15 protein-coding genes are annotated in these 15909 nt (G+C 65.6%); 5 read left to right on the top strand and 10 right to left on the bottom strand.

Annotation, left to right across the window (positions count from 1 at the left end):
* Window position 1: 1 nt before the first annotated feature.
* From ACN20X_RS03335 to ACN20X_RS03295, 9 genes are all read right to left on the bottom strand, one after another.
* Complete coding sequence (locus ACN20X_RS03335; protein ID WP_473210280.1) at window positions 2–1111, bottom strand: type VI immunity family protein; 1110 nt, start codon at window positions 1109–1111, stop codon at window positions 2–4.
* 19 nt (window positions 1112–1130) lie between these two features.
* Complete coding sequence (locus tag ACN20X_RS03330; protein ID WP_227469547.1) at window positions 1131–2219, bottom strand: type VI immunity family protein; 1089 nt, start codon at window positions 2217–2219, stop codon at window positions 1131–1133.
* A gap of 37 nt (window positions 2220–2256) precedes the next feature.
* Window positions 2257–3012 (bottom strand): hypothetical protein, encoded by a 756-nt coding sequence (locus tag ACN20X_RS03325; protein WP_034367907.1) that lies wholly within the window; start codon window positions 3010–3012, stop codon window positions 2257–2259.
* Entirely contained in the window at window positions 3009–3389 is a 381-nt protein-coding gene (locus ACN20X_RS03320; protein ID WP_227469546.1) for a hypothetical protein, read from the bottom strand. Before ACN20X_RS03320 ends, ACN20X_RS03325 begins: the two co-directional genes overlap by 4 nt.
* 20 nt (window positions 3390–3409) lie before the next feature.
* Window positions 3410–4018, bottom strand: a complete 609-nt coding sequence (locus ACN20X_RS03315) for a DUF4123 domain-containing protein (protein WP_473210279.1) — start codon at window positions 4016–4018, stop codon at window positions 3410–3412.
* A 6-nt stretch (window positions 4019–4024) separates the two neighbouring features.
* The gene (locus tag ACN20X_RS03310; RefSeq protein WP_128422780.1) at window positions 4025–4366 is read right to left on the bottom strand and encodes a PAAR domain-containing protein; all 342 of its coding nucleotides are present in this window, start codon (window positions 4364–4366) and stop codon (window positions 4025–4027) included.
* Between the two features lie 15 nt (window positions 4367–4381).
* Window positions 4382–6760, bottom strand: a complete 2379-nt coding sequence (locus ACN20X_RS03305) for a type VI secretion system Vgr family protein (RefSeq protein ID WP_473210278.1) — start codon at window positions 6758–6760, stop codon at window positions 4382–4384.
* Between the two features lie 269 nt (window positions 6761–7029).
* Entirely contained in the window at window positions 7030–8172 is a 1143-nt protein-coding gene (locus tag ACN20X_RS03300; protein WP_017407000.1) for an acyl-CoA dehydrogenase family protein, read from the bottom strand.
* A gap of 48 nt (window positions 8173–8220) precedes the next feature.
* Window positions 8221–9786 carry an AMP-binding protein gene (locus ACN20X_RS03295; protein ID WP_473210277.1) on the bottom strand — a complete coding sequence of 522 codons (1566 nt, stop codon included), beginning with the start codon at window positions 9784–9786 and terminating at the stop codon, window positions 8221–8223.
* Window positions 9787–9947: 161 nt separating this feature from the next.
* On the opposite strand from ACN20X_RS03295, the gene ACN20X_RS03290 reads away from it, so the two are divergent.
* Genes ACN20X_RS03290 through ACN20X_RS03275 form a run of 4 tightly spaced genes read left to right on the top strand, consistent with a single transcriptional unit; the run spans window position 9948 to window position 14104 of the window.
* On the top strand, window positions 9948–11135 hold the full coding sequence (locus ACN20X_RS03290; protein WP_017406998.1) for a thiolase family protein: 1188 nt from the start codon (window positions 9948–9950) through the stop codon (window positions 11133–11135).
* A 22-nt stretch (window positions 11136–11157) separates the two neighbouring features.
* Window positions 11158–11937 (top strand): SDR family NAD(P)-dependent oxidoreductase, encoded by a 780-nt coding sequence (locus ACN20X_RS03285; RefSeq protein ID WP_277849152.1) that lies wholly within the window; start codon window positions 11158–11160, stop codon window positions 11935–11937.
* Window positions 11938–11977: 40 nt separating this feature from the next.
* Window positions 11978–12940, top strand: a complete 963-nt coding sequence (locus ACN20X_RS03280; RefSeq protein ID WP_017406997.1) for a Bug family tripartite tricarboxylate transporter substrate binding protein — start codon at window positions 11978–11980, stop codon at window positions 12938–12940.
* A gap of 21 nt (window positions 12941–12961) precedes the next feature.
* Window positions 12962–14104, top strand: a complete 1143-nt coding sequence (locus ACN20X_RS03275) for a CaiB/BaiF CoA transferase family protein (protein WP_473210276.1) — start codon at window positions 12962–12964, stop codon at window positions 14102–14104.
* Window position 14105: 1 nt separating this feature from the next.
* Here ACN20X_RS03275 and ACN20X_RS03270 read toward each other — a convergent pair whose 3' ends face one another.
* Window positions 14106–14888, bottom strand: a complete 783-nt coding sequence (locus tag ACN20X_RS03270; RefSeq protein WP_473210275.1) for an IclR family transcriptional regulator — start codon at window positions 14886–14888, stop codon at window positions 14106–14108.
* A 140-nt stretch (window positions 14889–15028) separates the two neighbouring features.
* On the opposite strand from ACN20X_RS03270, the gene ACN20X_RS03265 reads away from it, so the two are divergent.
* Complete coding sequence (locus tag ACN20X_RS03265; RefSeq protein WP_473210274.1) at window positions 15029–15892, top strand: BUD32 family EKC/KEOPS complex subunit; 864 nt, start codon at window positions 15029–15031, stop codon at window positions 15890–15892.
* Window positions 15893–15909: the final 17 nt, after the last annotated feature.

Genomic DNA, 15909 nt, shown 5'->3' with positions numbered 1-15909 from the left:
TTCAGAATTCATCAAAGCGACGCATATAGGCGTCGCATGCCAATTGCCACGCGTCTTCGTCGTCGGATCCGGAAGGCGGCGGTCCGATGAAGTTGTTGAGGCGGGATCTGGCACGGACAGGCTTGAGCAGGCGCGCTGCCTCGCCAAAGGCGGGCAACGTCAGCCCCTGGTCCATGTCCCCCAGCCCCGGAGTGTCTCCTGCGCGAATTCCCAGGCAGTTGCCCACATCCCCGGCAGATAGATACTGGCTGGCCTGCACCTGCTTGCGCACCGCCTCCCGCCCGCCCAGTTTTTCCAGCAAGGCATCGCTGACAAAACTGAGCCAGTTAATGCTGTACATGGCGTTGTTGAAGTCATGACTCTGCAAAGCATGGCTACCTAAAGCATTCAAGCCTGGAAATCTCTGAAGATAAGGATAGAGTATTTGCTGGCCTTTTCCGTCGGGATCGATATTGCGCTCTTCCACTGCAGACATGATGCCCCAACCCGCCGTCGCCCAGAAAGGCTGCATCAATTCCACCACTTGGGAGGTGATCCAGCCGACATTGCGCTCGGACAGTTGATTCAAAATCCACCATGCAGGAAATGCCATGCGGATGAAAGACATGGCAGGCCCTATTCCAGGTGATTGATAGCGATCCTTCATCCAAAGCCCTTCGTCGTTGTTGATACGACAGTAAAGACGAAAGTCTTGTGCGTTGTTTTCCCACAGTTCAGGCGGCTTTGGCTTTCCGGAAGCCATATGAAAAATCAGTGCATAACCTTTAGGATTGTCTAGGCTCTTCTGCTTCTTCGCGGTCAACTTCTTTTGTGCCATTGCGCTGGTTAGCATGGCAGGCATTCCGTCATACCAATAAACCAATTTCTCCCTCCCTACGGCCTCACAAAAAAGATCAACCACTTTCCATGCACGTTCACGCACAGCCAAGGAATCCCCCTCATGAAACACCATTTCAATGGTCCAGCCGGCTCTTGCACAGACATCACCGAACTGATTGCACAGTACCAGCGCCTTGAGAATATCCATCGTCGCCACGGTTGAAGCATCCGCCTTCTCATTGCCCCAAGGCCAATCGAAATCATGTTCCGCAGCCATTGTGATCTTCCCCATTCCTTCGAAACACCAGAAATCAGAACAAATCAAACCGACTCATATAGGCATCGCATGCCAGCAGCCACGCATGTTCATCATTGGAGCCCGAAGGCGGTGGGCCGATGAAGTTGTTGAGCCGGGATCTGGCGCGAACAGGCTTGAGCAGGCGCGCCGCCTCGCCAAAGGCGGGCAGCGTCAGTCCTTGATCCATATCCCCCAGACCAGGAAAGTCTCCCGCACGGATTCCCAGGCAGTTGCCCACATCCCCGGCCGAAAGATACTGACTGGCCTCCACCTGCTTTCGCACGGCCTCTCGCCCGCCCAGTTTTTCCAGCAAGGCATCGCTGACAAAACTCAGCCAGTTGATGCTGTACATGGCTTTGTTGAAGTCATGATCGAACAATGCAAGACTTCCTATGGCATTCAATCCTGGGAACCGCTTCAGATAGGGATACAGCACCTGCTGGCCCTTGCCATCGGGTCCAATATTGCGTTCTTCCACTGCAGGAATGACACCCCACCCGGCAATAGCCCAGAAGGGTTGCATTAATTCCACCACCTGGGAGGTGATCCGGCCCACATTGCGCTCGGGCGGCTGACCCAGAATCCACCATGCGGGAAACGCCATGCGAATGAAAGACATGGCAGGACCTATGCCAGGCGAGATATGGCGGTCATGTAGCCAAATACCTTCATCGTTGTTTATACGGCAGTGAAGTCGAAAGTCTTGAGCATTTTCAACCCAGTCATCTGGTGGCTTTGGATTTCCCGAAGCTAGATCAAAAATCATCGCAAACCCTTCGGGATTGTTAAGCGTACTCGGCTTGTGTTTGGCAATTCTCGCTTGTGCTTGCTTGCTGGTCAGTGACATAGGCGCCAGACCCCACCATATTGCAAGCTTGTCTGCGCCAACAACCTCACAAAACAGATCAATCACTTTCCATGCACGCTCACGTACGGCCAGTGAATCCCCTTCATGGAACACCATTTCGATGGTCCACCCAGCTCTTGCGCAAATACGTCCAAATCTATTCTGTAATACCATCGCTTTCAGAATATCCATAGTCGCCACGGTAGCTTTTTGCAGTTCTTTGGTGCTTAAAGGTTTATTAAAGTCTTTAGCCATATCCATCTCCATATCTGACCGTACCGAAGCCATTGCTTCAAAATGTCACGCCGAGGACTCTTGCCAGTGCGGTTCCCACCGCACCTACACCTCGGAGTACACGCCCCAATGCGGACGCACCGGCCGCAGCCCCAATTGCTGCTGCCGTATCCGCATTTACCCGTTCTGCCAAATAAATTTCCTTTTCTCTGTTGGCCTGCCATCGCATTGCTTGGTTCAATACGCCTTCGTTCGTCGTTTCTCCATCGCCTTCGCAAGCACAACTTCCTGCGTCTAAGGCATCCTTGAAAAACTTTTCTTTAAAAATGTCGCTATATGCCTGAAACTGTATCTTGCCGTCTGGCCCAAATTCTGAAGAAAATTTATCCCCCGGGAATTTCATCTCATACACCCGCTGCACGTTGTCCAGCACAGGCGGAAGGCGCGGGTTCTTCACCACGACCACATCCGGGATGCGCGAGCCGGCAGGCCGGCTGCGCGTGGGTCGTACGGGCTCGTTGCGGGACATGACTGGCGCACCGTCCCGGTACGGCACTTCCTGCTTGTAGTAGCCCCGGTAGCCTTCAAACCCGTCGGCCTGCATGACCACGCCGGCCACGCAGCGCTGGCCCAGGCCGCCGGTCATGCAGCAGCAAAACAGCTCGCACAGCGCCCTGCGGTCCAGTTCGTTGTCGAAGTCCCGGGTGCCGCATACCTTGTTGAAGCCCACAAGCACGACGGCCTTGCACAGGTCCCTGGACCGCTTCAGGCGATTGAGGGCGATGAAGGCGGGGACCAGTTGTTCGCAGCTCATGCGCCAGGCCCGCCGAGGGGCGAGGACGATTCGCCAGCAGGTGTGCGCCGCCGCACCACGTCCCAGATGCCCATCGGCAGTTCAAGCATCATCAACTGGATGCGTCCGTCAGGCGGCAGGTCGGTGCGCGAGAGAAACTTGCGCACGGCGGGAAATTCGTCGAAGCGCTCGCCAAACTGGTGGCGCAAGGCCAGGAAGCCGATGACATCGTCCGGCGTCGACAGGCCCCAGCCCACCGCGCGGTCAAGGCCTCGCCGGGTATGGGCCAGCAGCCTGTCATGCGGCCAATCCTGCTCGCTGAGATGGCAGGTCTGCCGCACGATGGCGGCAATCCCTTCTTCGCTGGGCACGAGGTTGCGGCGCAGCGTGCGCTGCATTTCCAGGGTTGAAATTTCCATCATGGCGAAGACACCTCCCATTGCCTGCTGTCCAGGCGCGCCAGGCCTGTGACGTGGTCCAGAAACTTGCGTTGCGCCATGCCGACCCAGATCCCCTCGGGATGCGGTGCCAGGCAGGCGAGGATGCTGTGGCCGCGGAACCAGTCCCCCAGATGCGCCGGGTCGAACTGCGCCAGCAGGCGAGGCAGCACGCGCGGGTCGTAAAAGCGCAGCCACAGCCGCTGGCCGCCGTCTCCCCTGGCCTGCAGAAACCGCTTGAGATGGCGCTTGAGCGCAGGGGCCGGCAGCCGGCTGATCAGGAAAATGCCCCAGTGCGCCTGCCAGCCTTCATGCGGCCAGCGCTGGAACAGCGGACTGCCTGCATGCACCCGCATGAGATAGGGCGCGTAGCGCGCATAGCGGGCGGCGGGCATGCCGTCATACAGGCAGGTGATGCCGGACTGCGGCGGCTCGGCCAGGATGGCGTCATGCAGGTGCTCATCCGCCGCCGCGTCCACGATGGCGTAGAGCAGGCCGTCATAGGTCGCCGCCACCTTTTCGAGCACGGCCTGGCGTGCCATCTGGAGGTCGTCCGGCGTGCCGAGGCCTGGGGGGATCAAGGTGGACATGGCGATTCAGTCCTCCATGGCCGACACGAAGGCGGCCCCCGATTGCGCGGCTTCGGCCAGGCACCGGCCCGCATTCGCACCGATCCAGACGGTGGTGCAGCCCGAGACGACCACGCCGCCGTGCACGGTCCTGTCCCCCATGCGGGCTGCGGGCCTGCCGCCGATCAGTACCGTGGCTTCGCCTTCGGCAATGGCGTCGGGCGGCGAACGGGGGCACAGCGCCTGGTCCGTGACCCTGGCCGCCGGCATGCCGCCTATGAGCACATCGGCCTGGCCGGAGAGAATGGCCCCGCCCCCGTGGGCGGGACAGGCATGCACGTCGCCCACTCTTGCTGCAGGTTGTCCCATGCGAGTGTCCCGGGTTCAGCAGTTGATCTTCACCAGCGGCGACTTGATCTCGACCATGGCCGGAGAGATCTCGATGGAGCTCGCCCCCGATTGCAGCCGGATGCTTCGGGTGCCGGTGACGATGACCTGTTGCCCATCGACCGTCAGCGTGGTGCCCGCCGCCAGGGCCAGCTGTCCGCCCGCATCGACCAGGCTGTTGGCGCCCACCCGCAGCGCGTGGTCGTTGCCGACGTTGACCGCCTGGTCCTGCCCTACCTCGGTGCTGTCGTTGTTCTGGATGGTGCTGCTGCGGTTGTTGCCCACGATGAGGCCTTCATCGCTTCCAACCTGCGCGCTGCGGTTGCGCCCCACGGTCCGGCTCCAGTCCATCCCCACGCTGTCGCTTCGCAGGACACCCACGTTGCTCATCAGCACCGCGCCTACGTTGAGGTTGTAGGCACACCCCACGGTGACCATCTTGAACAGGCCCGTGCCCTGGGTGTAGCCGATGCCCACGGTTTCGGATTTCATGCGCCCCGTGGCCAGGGTCCAGTTGCGGCCGATGCTGTCGCGTCCATTGGCATCCACGGTTTTCGTGCGGTTCTTGCAGATGCGGATGCTTTCATCCAGGTCCACCGTGCGCGTGCGGTTCTGGTGGACGGTGAGGGTCTCGTCCAGGTCCACCACCTCCGTGCGCCAGCCGTGGACATCGATCTTCTCGTTGCGGTCCACGGTCTCCGTGCGGTCCCGGTGGATGACATTGGTCTCGTCCCGGTCTACCGTCTTGCGCCGGTCGTTGCCCACCCATTTGTCTTCGTCGTTCTCGACTTCGGTGAGCTGGTCCTTCTGTGCATGCAGCCACAGCTGTTCGGCGCCCGCCTTGTCCTCGAAGCGGATGGCGTTGGCGTCGCCCTGGCCGTTCTTCATGCCTGACCCCGGGTTGCCATCCTTGCTCGATCGGGTCTTGATGCCCGATTGCGTGGCATTGGCCGGCAGCGCCCAGGGCGGCATGTTGGCCGCGTTGTAGACGCAGCCCGTGACCAGCGGATAGTCGGGGTCGCCATTGAGGAAGTCCACCACCACCTCATGCCCTATGCGGGGGATCGAGATGGCGCCAAAGCCCGGGCCGGCCCAGTTGGTGGCCACGCGGATCCAGCAGCTGGAGTTCTGGTCCTTCTTGCCCAGCCGGTCCCAGTGGAACTGCACCTTGATGCGGCCGTATTCGTCGGTCCAGATTTCCTGCCCGGCCGGGCCCACGACAATGGCCGTCTGCGGCCCCGTGGTGCGCGGCTTGGGCGTGGTGCGCGGCGGCTTGAAGGCAAGATCCGTGGGCTGGGCCTGCAGCTCGTAGCGCTGGAAGGAGCCTTCTTCCTTGGCGCCGTCACGGGTACTCGGTGCGGATGGGACGCCACGTATGCTGGAGATCGCGCTGACGCGAGGGTTTTCTTTCAGGTGGTAGCTCAGGCCCGTGATCAGGTACTGCCGGTTCTGGTCACCACGCGGGTAGTTGTAGAGGCTGAAGGCGTAGCCCGTGGCCAGCGCCCGATGGCAGGACTGGCCCCGCACCCGGCTGTGGCCCGTGAGGCCTTGCTTCAGGCGCACGCGGATGTAGGCATCTCCGTCGCCGTACTCCGTGTAGCCGCCCGGCCATTCGTAGGTTTCATGGCCGTCGTGCGCATGGCCCGGTGGATCGCGGCGCATGTGGGACAGTTCGGCCCGGGGCTTTTTGAAGTCGTAGTCGTCGATGTAATGGCGGCCCGGCTTGATTTCCTGCTCCAGCTGCCAGGCGTGGATGTTTTCCTGGTCGCCTGCGGCGGCTTTTTCCGGGGGATAGAAGGGAATGGATTCGCCGCCGGGCAATGCGCCGTGCGAGGCAATGATGTCGTCGCACAGCACCAGGGTGTGTTCTCCCATGGCATGCGCGAAGTGGTAGTAGATGCCTTCGTGCTCCATCAATCGCGAGACGAAGTCGCAATCGCTTTCGTTGTATTGCACGCAGTAATCCCAACTGCGATAGGCGCGGGTGAGTTTCCTTTGCATTGGATGGCCATAGACGCCCAATACCTGCTCGATGATGTCGGGCACGTTGAGGTTCTGGAAGATGCGAAAGTCGCTCTTGCGCGTGGCCAGCCACAGCCAGGGGCTCAGGCGCGCCTTGTAGGCGTAGTGGCGGTGATCCTGGCCCTGCATGCCAAAGCGGGTGACGATGCCGTCGATGAAGCGCCTGCCGCCGCCCTGGGTTTCAATTTCTATGGTGGCGTTTTTGCCCAATAGGGCCTTGGGATCGATGCTTTCGCTTTCGCTGAGCATTTCCACATCGAGGCTGAAGAGCTGGCTGATGTTTTCCTGGCCGCGCAATTCACGGAAATGCAGCTGCTCGCCCAATGGCGTGTGGATGGTGACTCGGCGTGTCATTGGTGCTCTCGCCCTGTGGGGGCGCCCTCCCGATCTTTCGATACGGAAAGATCATGGAAGAATGAGCCGCTCTATGGAAATTCCAATTTCTGCCAAAAAATAGGATTGCCAAAAGGAAAATTGCCGCTTCTCCCACTCGGATCGGGCTTGGGAAAAGCCTAGGACAAGCGGCCGGAGCAAGGGCCTTCATGATGTGCAGCCGCCACACATCGCCCCGGCTGGCCGCCCCCGGATCAGGGCGCCGCACGCCCGCGCAGCCGCTCAGGGGTTCAAAGAGTCCTTCCGATGATCTCCTTCATGATCTCGTCACTCCCCCCGTAGATGCGCCCTATGCGCGCATCGGTCCAGGCGCGGCCGATCTGGTATTCGGTCATGTAGCCGTAGCCGCCGTGCAGTTGCAGGAATTCGTCGAGCAGGCGGTTTTGCAGCGCCGTGGCATTGAGCTTGACCATGGCGGCCCGGTCGGGGGCGAGCGCGCGGCGCAGGTGCAGGGCGATGCAGTCGTCCACGAAGACGCGCAGCATGGTGGCCTGGGCCTTGGCCTCGGCCAGCTTGAAGCGCGTGTTCTGGAAGTCGAACACCGGCTGGCCGAAGGCCTTGCGCTCGCGCGTGTAGGCAATGGTCTTGTGCAAAAAGGCCTCGATGGAGGCGGCGGCGCGCACGGCCACCACCAGGCGCTCCTGGGCCAGTTCGTGCATGAGGTACCTGAAGCCCGCGTTCTCCTCGCCCAGCAGGTGGTCGGCCGGCACGCGCACGTTGTCGAAGAACAGCTCCGAGGTGTCCTGCGCCATGAGGCCGATCTTCTCGAGCTTGCGGCCCTTGGAGAAGCCGGGCATGCCGTCCTCGACCACGATCAGGGACACGCCCTTGGCACCCATCTCGGGCGCGGTCTTGGCGACGACGATGACCAGCTCCGAATTGATGCCGTTGGTGATGAAGGTCTTCTGGCCGTTGAGCACGTAGTGGTCGCCCTCGCGCCGCGCCGTGGTGCGCACGGACTTGAGGTCGCTGCCCGCGCCGGGCTCGGTCATGGCGATGGCGCCGATCAGCTCGCCCGCGGCCATGCGCGGCAGCCAGCGGTCCTTCTGGGCCTTGCTGCCATAGGCATGGATGTAGGGCGCGACGATGTCCGAATGCAGCGGAAAGCCCAGCCCGCTGGCGCCCGTGCGCGCGATCTCCTCCAGCAGCACGGCCGCATGGCCGAAGTCGCCGCCGCCGCCATAGGGCTCGGGCAGCATGGGGTTGAGCAGGCCTTCGCGCCCGGCCTTGCGCCAGACCTCCTTGGGCACGATGCCCTGGCGCTCCCATTCGGCATGGTGGGGGACGATCTCGCGCTCGAAGAAGCGGCGGGCCTGCTCGCGGAACTGTTCATGGTCTTCGCGGTAGACGGAGCGCTCGGTCAGGTCTTGCATGGGTCGGTATCCGGTGGTTGTCGGTGAGGAAAGACGGGGAAGGGCCGTTCAGGCGCTGCGCAGGTTGAAGCCCGCGTGGGGCTGCTCGCGCAGCCTGTCCTTGAGCACGCGGCGCAGCAGCTTGCCCGTGGGCAGGCGCGGCAGCTCGTCCACGAACTGCAGGCGCTGCGGGCGCTTGAGGCGCGACAGCGTGGCGCCGGCCTCGGCGACGATGGCGTGCGCCATCTCTGCACTGGCCGCATGGCCCTGGCGCAGCACGACCACGGCCATGGGCTGCTCGCCGAAGTCGGGCTCGGGCACGCCGACCACGGCCACCTCCTGCACGGCCGGGTGCGTGGCCAGCGCGTTCTCTATCTCCTGCGGATAGAGGTTGACGCCGCCCGACAGGATGAGGTCGGCCCGCCGGTCGCTGAGAAAGAGGTAGCCCTCCTCGTCCACATGGCCCAGGTCGCCGTAGGTGGCCCAGCCACGCTCGTCGATGGCCTCGCGGGTCTTGGCGGGGTCGTTGAGGTAGGCGAAGGGCGCCACGTCCGAGAAGAACACGCGGCCGATCTGGCCCGCAGGCAGCTCCTGCCCGTCGTCGCCCACGATGCGCAGCCGACCGTAGCTGGCGCGGCCCACGGAGCCTGGACGCCGGCGCCATTCGGCGGAGTTGATCAGGGTGATGCCGCAGCCTTCGGAGCCTGCGTAGTACTCCAGCAGGATGTCGCCCCACCAGTCCAGCAGCGCCTGCTTGACGGCCACTGGGCAGGGCGCGGCCGCATGGATGGCGCAGCGGTGGCTGGACAGGTCATAGCCGTGCCGCACCTCCTCGGGCAGCTGCAGCAGGCGGCCCAGCATGGTCGGCACCCATTGGCTGTGGGTGATGCGGTAGCGCTCGATCATCGCCAGCGCCTGCTGTGCGTCGAAGCGCGCCGTGATCACCACCGCGCCGCCGCCGTCCAGCGTGCGCAGGCAGTAGCGCAGCGGCGCTGCGTGGTACAGCGGTGCGGGCGAGAGGTAGACCGTGTCGGCGTCAAAGCCCATGTTGCGCTGCCAGGCCAGGAATTCGGGGTCGGCCTGCGTGCGGTAGAGCGCCGCCGGCAGCGCCTTCTTGATCCCCTTGGGCCGGCCCGTGGTGCCCGAGGAGTACAGCAGGTCGCGCCCCAGCGGACGGCTGGACAGGTCGATGGGCGCGGGCGCCTGCGCACGCCAGGCGGCCAGGGCATCGGCCAGCGACGGCAGGCCCGTGGATGCGCAGTCTCCGTCCACCGAATGCACGGAGGGGGCCAGTTCGGCCGGCAGCTGCGCCGCCGTGGCGGCCGAGGCAAAGACATGGCGCGCCCCGCTGTCGCCCAGGATGTAGGCCACCTCGGGCGCCGTCAGGTGGGTGCTGATGACCACCGCGTACAGGCCCGCCAGGCGAGCGGCCAGCACCAGCTCCAGGATCTCCACGCGGTTTTCCATCAGCACGGCCACCGTGTCGCCGGCCGCCAGGCCCTGCCCGGCCATCCACTGCGCCACCTCGCGCGAGCGCTGCGCCAGCGCGCCCGCCGTGTGCTGCTGGCCGCTGTCGCCCATGGTCAGCGCAACGCGGTCGGGCCGGGCATCGGCCCAGCTGTGAAAGTCATGCACGCCTGTCTCCTTTGCTTTTTTGAATCCGCCGTCTCGAATTCATCGGATTTCAGCAAGTATTTTTGTTTGCGCGCGGTTTTTCATCCGGGAAAACGCTTTGTTCAATGCAAATTTCGAGACTTATCATTCATTTCGTGAACCTCCAGTCTCATTAAATCAGCATGAACACTCCCGTCATCGTCGATGCCATCCGCAGTCCCATGGCCCGGGCCAAGCCCGATGGCGCCCTGGCCCAACTCCACCCCGTCGATCTGCTCAGCCAGGTGCTGGAGCAGCTCGTGCAGCGCAACCGCATCGACCCCGGCGCGGTGGACGATGTGATCACCGGCTGCGTGAGCCAGGCTGGCGAGCAGGCCGGCACGCCGGGCCGCCTGGCCTGGCTGGCCGCAGGCCTGCCGGCCCATGTGCCGTCCACCACCATCGACCGCAAGTGCGGCTCCAGCCAGCAGGCCGTGCACTTTGCCGTGCAGGCCATCATGTCGGGCACGCAGGACATGGTGATCGCCTGCGGCGTGGAGTCCATGAGCCGCGTGCCCATGGGCAGCTCGCGCATGGGGCAGAACACCACGGGCGCACGCTTCGATGCGCGCTTCGCGCCGGGGCTGGTGGGCCAGGGCGTGTCGGCCGACCTCGTGGCCGCGCGCTGGGGCCTGGGCCGCGAGGAACTGGATGCCTATGCCGCGCGATCGCACCAGCGCGCCCATGCGGCCCAGTCGGCCGGGCACTTCGAGCGCGAGATCGTGGGCATCACCACGCCTGCCGGCCTCGTCACGGCCGACGAGACCATCCGCCCGGGCACCACGGCGCAGAAGCTGGGCGCGCTCAAGGCCGTGTTCCAGAACGACGAGCTGTCGGCACGCTTTCCGCAGATCCGCTGGCACACCACGGCGGGCAATGCCTCGCAGATGACCGACGGCGCCAGCGCCATGCTGCTGATGAGCGAAAAGCGCGCCCAGCAGCTGGGCCTGCGCCCGCGTGCGCGCTTCGTGGCGCTGGACGTGGTGGGCGACGATCCGCTGTACATGCTCACGGCCCCCATTCCCGCCACGCGGCGCGTGCTGGCCAAGGCCGGCATGCGGCTGGAGCAGATGGACCACTGCGAGATCAACGAGGCCTTCGCCTCCGTGCCCCTGGCCTGGCTGAAAGAGCTGAGGGAACTGGGCGCCGACCCCGAGCGGCTGAACCCGCGCGGCGGCGCCATCGCCCTGGGCCATCCGCTGGGGGCCTCGGGCATCCGCCTGATGACCACCATGCTGCACGCGCTGGAGGACAGCGGCGCGCGCTACGGCCTGCAATCCATGTGCGAGGCCGGCGGCATGGCCAACGCCACCATCATCGAACGCCTGTGAGCCAGGCACGGGAGACACATCCATGCAACTGCAAGAGAACATGACGGCCCTGGTGACGGGCGGCGTATCGGGCCTGGGCGAGGCATCGGCCCTGGCGCTGCTGGAACGCGGCCTGAACGTGGTGGTGGTGGACCTGAACGAGGACCGCGGCGCGGCCATGGTGGACGCCGCCCGCCAGCGCCACGGCAGTCGCCTGCGCTTCGTGAAGGCCGACGTGGCCGACGCCGACCAGATGGCCGCCGCCATTGCCGCCGCCGAGGACTTCGGCGAGTTCCGCGCCCTGGTGCACTGTGCGGGCGTGGGCGGGCCGCTGCGGCTGGTGGAAAAGGACGGCAGCCCGGGCTCGCTGGACAAGTACACGGGCATCGTGCGCGTGAACCTGATCGGCACCTTCAACACGCTGCGCCTGGCCGCCGCCAGCATGGCGCGCAACGAGCCCGTGCAAGGCGAGCGCGGCGCCTGCGTGCTCACTGCCTCGGTGGCGGGCTACGAGGGGCAGATCGGCCAGATTCCCTATGCCTCGGCCAAGGCCGGCATCATCGGCATGACCATCGTCGCCGCGCGCGACCTGGCCACGCGCATGATCCGCGTGTGCACCATTGCGCCGGGCCTGTTCGACACGCCCATCCTGGCCAAGCTGCCCGACAACATCCGCCAGTCGCTGGCCGCCTCCGTGCCCAACCCCGCACGCCTGGGCCACCCGTCCGAGTACGCGCTGACCGCGCTGCACATTCTTGAAAATCCCATGCTCAATGGCGAGACGATTCGCCTGGACGGTGCCATTCGGATGAATCCTCGCTGAGAAGCGCCCCGGCCCAGCACACGCGCGGAGAAGAAACACCATGTTCAAACGTCTCACGCTGGCGGCGGCTGCCTTGCTGTGCGCCACGGCAGCCATTGCAGCCGACGCCTGGCCCACGCGGCCCATCACCCTGGTCGTGCCGGGCGCGGCCGGGGGCTCCACCGACATTCCCGCGCGGCTGCTGGCGCTCAAGCTGGGCGAGCGGCTGGGCCAGCCCGTCATCGTGGACAACAGGCCCGGCGCGGGCGGCTCCATCGGTGCCAGCCAGGTGGCACGCGCGCAGCCGGACGGCTATACGGTGCTGGTGGGCAACACGGGCTCCAACGCCATCAACTACACGGCCTACAAGAAGCTGCCCTACAGGCCCGAGGACTTCGTGGCGCTGACGGACATGATCTCGTTCTCCAACGTGCTGGTCGTGCCCCAGGCATCGCCGGTGCGCTCGCTGGACGATCTGCTCAAGGCCGCGCGGCAGGCGCCGGGCAAGCTGTCGTTCTCCTCGGCCGGCGTGGGCCAGACCACGCACCTCATGGGCGAGCTGCTGCGCGAGCGCACGGGCGTGGACGTGGTGCATGTGCCCTACCGCGGCTCGGCACCGGCCACGGCGGCCATCGTCTCGGGAGAGACGCAGTTCATGTTCGACAACCTCACGGCCTCGCTGGTGCATATCAAGGCGGGCAAGCTGCATCCCATCGCCGTGACGGGCGCGCAGCGCGAGCCCGAGCTGCCCAACGTGCCCACCACCACCGAGCTGGGCCTGCAGGACTTCGACAAGGTCGGCTGGATGGGTTTCTTCCTGCCCGCGCAGACGCCGCCCGCCGTGGTGCGCAAGCTCACCGACGGCCTTGTCGCCGTGCTCCGGGACCCTGAGGTGGCGCGCCGCTACCGCGAGCTCGGCGGCCGCCCGGGCGGCATGCCGCAGGCGCAGTTCACCCAGCTGGTGGACAACGACCGCAAGAGCTGGGGCGCGCTGATCACCAGCCGCCAGCTGCAACTCGACTGAACCGATTTCGACGGAGACGCCATGAAGGTGCTGGACAGCGTGCGCGTGCTGGAGATTGGCGGCATCGGCCCGGGGCCGTTCTGCGCCATGCATCTGGCGGACCTGGGAGCCGATGTGGTGTCCATCGTGCGGCCCGAGGCGGAACCCGCCGCCACCTCATCCGCCTCAGCCACCTCAGCCACCTCCGCGCTGTCGCGCGGCAAGCGCTCGGTGTTCGCCGATCTCAAGTCGCCCGAAGGGCGTGACCTGGTGCTGGCCCTGGTGCGCGATGCCGATGCGCTGATCGAAGGCATGCGGCCCGGCGCCATGGAGCGCCTGGGCCTGGGACCCGAGGCCTGCCAGGCCCTCAACCCGCGCCTGGTCTATGGCCGCATGACGGGCTGGGGCCAGGACGGACCGCTGGCCCAGGCAGCCGGCCACGACAACAACTATGCCGCCGTCTCGGGCGCGCTGTGGGGATGCTCGCCGGCCGGCGCGCGGCCGGTCTCGCCCTTTGCCACGCTGGGCGACATCAGCGGCGGCGCCATGTACCTGATGACGGGGCTGCTGGCCGGCATCGTGCAGGCACGCGCCACGGGGCGCGGCACGGTGGTGGACGCGGCCATCGTCGATGGTGCAGCGCACATGCTCAACCTCATGCTGCACGCGCGCCAGCGCGGGCTGGTGGCCGACGAGCGCGGCCACAGCATCCACGACAGTGCACCGTTCTACGAAACCTATGCCTGTGCCGATGGCGGCTTCATCACCGTGGGAGCCATCGAGCCGCAGTTCCACGCCCTGCTGCTGGACAGGCTGGGCCTGGCCGGTGCCGCAGCGTTCCAGGGCCCCCAGTGGGACCGCGCCGCCTGGCCCGCGCGGCGCGCGCAGCTGCAGACGCTGTTCGCCTCCCGGCCCCGCGCGCACTGGCAGCAATTGCTGGAGGGCAGCGATGCCTGCTTCGGCGCCGTGCTCAGTCCCGTGGAAGCAGCCCGCCACCCGCACCTGCAGGCGCGCGGCGTCTACCTGCAGCCCGAAGGCGGCGCCCTGCAGGCCAGCCCCGCGCCACGCTTTGACGGCCAGGCCTATGCGCCGGGCCGTGCGAATGCCGCAGGCTCCGACACCGCCAGCGTGCGGGAGAAGGTGAGCGCAGGGCGCGCGCAGGAAGTCTGGCGCAGCGCCCGCTGATTCACGAGAGGCTGGAGGCGCCCAGCATGCCTTCGACCAGGCGCACCAGCGTGATCAGGCGCGGCCCGGCATCGCTTTCCAGCGCGCGGCTTTGCGGGCTGTAGATGGGCAGGGAGACCGAGAACACCCAGTACTCGCCGTCCTGGGCCGTGGACATGGGCACGGCAATGGACTGGATCTCGCGGTGCAGGTCGCCGTGGCTGCGGCAAAAGCCGTGCTCGGCCAGGTCGCGCCGCGCATCGTCGAGCCGCTCGCGCAGTTGCTGGGCGCGTGCGGGATCGTCGGCCTGCAGTTCCGCGATGAAGGCCTCGCGCTCGGCCTCGGGCAGGCTCAGCAGGTAGGCGCGGCCCGTGGCGGTGCGCGACAGCGAGATGTGCACGCCGATCTCGGGCAGGAAGACCTTGTTGGTCAGGCCGTTGGCCAGCTCCACCAGGCACAGCTGGCGGCCGTGGCCCACGGCCAGCTGGATCTGGCCCTCCAGGTGATTGGCCAGCTCCTGCATGTGCGGCCGCGCGAACTGGCGCATGTGCATGCGCGCCAGCACGGGCGAGGACAGGTTCAGCAGCCCCACGCCCGGCACGTACTTGGACAGGCGCTCGGAGTAGCGCATCAGGTTCAGTTCGCACAGGGTGTCGATCAGGCGGAACAGCGTGGGCTTGGGCAGGCCCGTCATGTCCATCAGTTCACGGGCGCTGAGTTCCTGGTGCTTGTTGGAATAGCACTGCAGTACGGAGATGCCGCGCACCAGGGCGGCCACCAGCTTGCCACTGTCTTCGGAATTCATGGATTGATGAGGGCTGAAAAGATGAAACGATTGTCTCAATTTTCAGGGTGCCGCCGCACAGATTTCCAGGGCCATGCGCAGTGCAAACCCGTAAACAGGACTTGCCCCGCGCAACGGACATGACACGGCACAATCGGTCCATGCTTGGCGCCCTGCGCCTCCCACCAGAAAAGCCTGCCGTGTCCGAACCGTTTGCTGCCGTCCCGCCTTCCGAATCGCCAGACTACGACGCCTTCCTGCGCGCCCATGTGCTGAGCCAGCCTTTGAGCATCCAGCGCTATGACCGCGGCGACGAAACCATCTGGGTCAAGCGCGCGGGCGCCAGCAACCCGGCATGGCGCTATCGCGCGCTGGCCCTGCTCGCCTTGTGCCTGCGCCTGCCCGTGCTGCGGCCCGTGCCCAATCCCGGCGGACACGAAGCCATCCGCACCGAGGTGCGCCGCCTGCGCCAGCTCGCGCAGCGCGGCCTGCGCGTGCCTGCCGTGCTGGCCGAGTGCGAGGACGGCTTTGCCATGCGCCACCTGGGCAGCCCCGGCGTGGAGGCGCCCTCGCTGGGCAATGCCATGGAAGCCGCCCTGCCCCGGGGGGATGGCAGCACGCTGGCGCTGTGGCTGCAGGGCCTGCAGACCCTGCAGCAGGTGCATGGCAGCGGCGACTGCCTGAGCCAGGCCTTTGCGCGCAACATGGTCTGCTGTGCCGATGGCGTGATCGGCTTCATCGACTTCGAGGACGACCCCGCCGCCCACCTGCCCCTGGCGCTGTGCCGCGTGCGCGATGCCCTGTGCTACGCCCACTCCACGGCCTGGATACTGGAGCAGGCCGGCGCCATGCTGGCCGCGCGCACGGCCTGGCGGGACTTCGTGCAGTCCATGGAACCCGAGACCCGCGCCCTGATGGCGCGCACCGTGAAACAGCTGGCCTGGGTGCGCCGCCTGCCTGAGAGCCGCCGCCTGGGCCGCGACATGCAGCGCGTGCGCATGGCCTACACGCTGGTGACGCCGTAGCGGCAGCGGGCTGCACG

This window comes from Delftia sp. PX-1 (assembly GCF_055797465.1).
This window is presented reverse-complemented; position numbering and strand designations above follow the sequence as displayed.

What these genes read in the sequence shown, in the direction of transcription:
- ACN20X_RS03315 (WP_473210279.1), bottom strand. Translation starts at nt 4,018, where the DNA reads ATGTCCACCTTGATCCCCCCAGGCCTCGGCACGCCGGACGACCTCCAG.
- ACN20X_RS03275 (WP_473210276.1), top strand. Translation starts at nt 12,962, where the DNA reads ATGAAGGTGCTGGACAGCGTGCGCGTGCTGGAGATTGGCGGCATCGGC.
- ACN20X_RS03290 (WP_017406998.1), top strand. Translation starts at nt 9,948, where the DNA reads ATGAACACTCCCGTCATCGTCGATGCCATCCGCAGTCCCATGGCCCGG.
- ACN20X_RS03300 (WP_017407000.1), bottom strand. Translation starts at nt 8,172, where the DNA reads ATGCAAGACCTGACCGAGCGCTCCGTCTACCGCGAAGACCATGAACAG.
- ACN20X_RS03305 (WP_473210278.1), bottom strand. Translation starts at nt 6,760, where the DNA reads ATGACACGCCGAGTCACCATCCACACGCCATTGGGCGAGCAGCTGCAT.
- ACN20X_RS03270 (WP_473210275.1), bottom strand. Translation starts at nt 14,888, where the DNA reads ATGAATTCCGAAGACAGTGGCAAGCTGGTGGCCGCCCTGGTGCGCGGC.
- ACN20X_RS03285 (WP_277849152.1), top strand. Translation starts at nt 11,158, where the DNA reads ATGCAACTGCAAGAGAACATGACGGCCCTGGTGACGGGCGGCGTATCG.
- ACN20X_RS03320 (WP_227469546.1), bottom strand. Translation starts at nt 3,389, where the DNA reads ATGCAGCGCACGCTGCGCCGCAACCTCGTGCCCAGCGAAGAAGGGATT.
- ACN20X_RS03325 (WP_034367907.1), bottom strand. Translation starts at nt 3,012, where the DNA reads ATGAGCTGCGAACAACTGGTCCCCGCCTTCATCGCCCTCAATCGCCTG.
- ACN20X_RS03265 (WP_473210274.1), top strand. Translation starts at nt 15,029, where the DNA reads ATGCTTGGCGCCCTGCGCCTCCCACCAGAAAAGCCTGCCGTGTCCGAA.
- ACN20X_RS03335 (WP_473210280.1), bottom strand. Translation starts at nt 1,111, where the DNA reads ATGGGGAAGATCACAATGGCTGCGGAACATGATTTCGATTGGCCTTGG.
- ACN20X_RS03310 (WP_128422780.1), bottom strand. Translation starts at nt 4,366, where the DNA reads ATGGGACAACCTGCAGCAAGAGTGGGCGACGTGCATGCCTGTCCCGCC.
- ACN20X_RS03330 (WP_227469547.1), bottom strand. Translation starts at nt 2,219, where the DNA reads ATGGCTAAAGACTTTAATAAACCTTTAAGCACCAAAGAACTGCAAAAA.
- ACN20X_RS03280 (WP_017406997.1), top strand. Translation starts at nt 11,978, where the DNA reads ATGTTCAAACGTCTCACGCTGGCGGCGGCTGCCTTGCTGTGCGCCACG.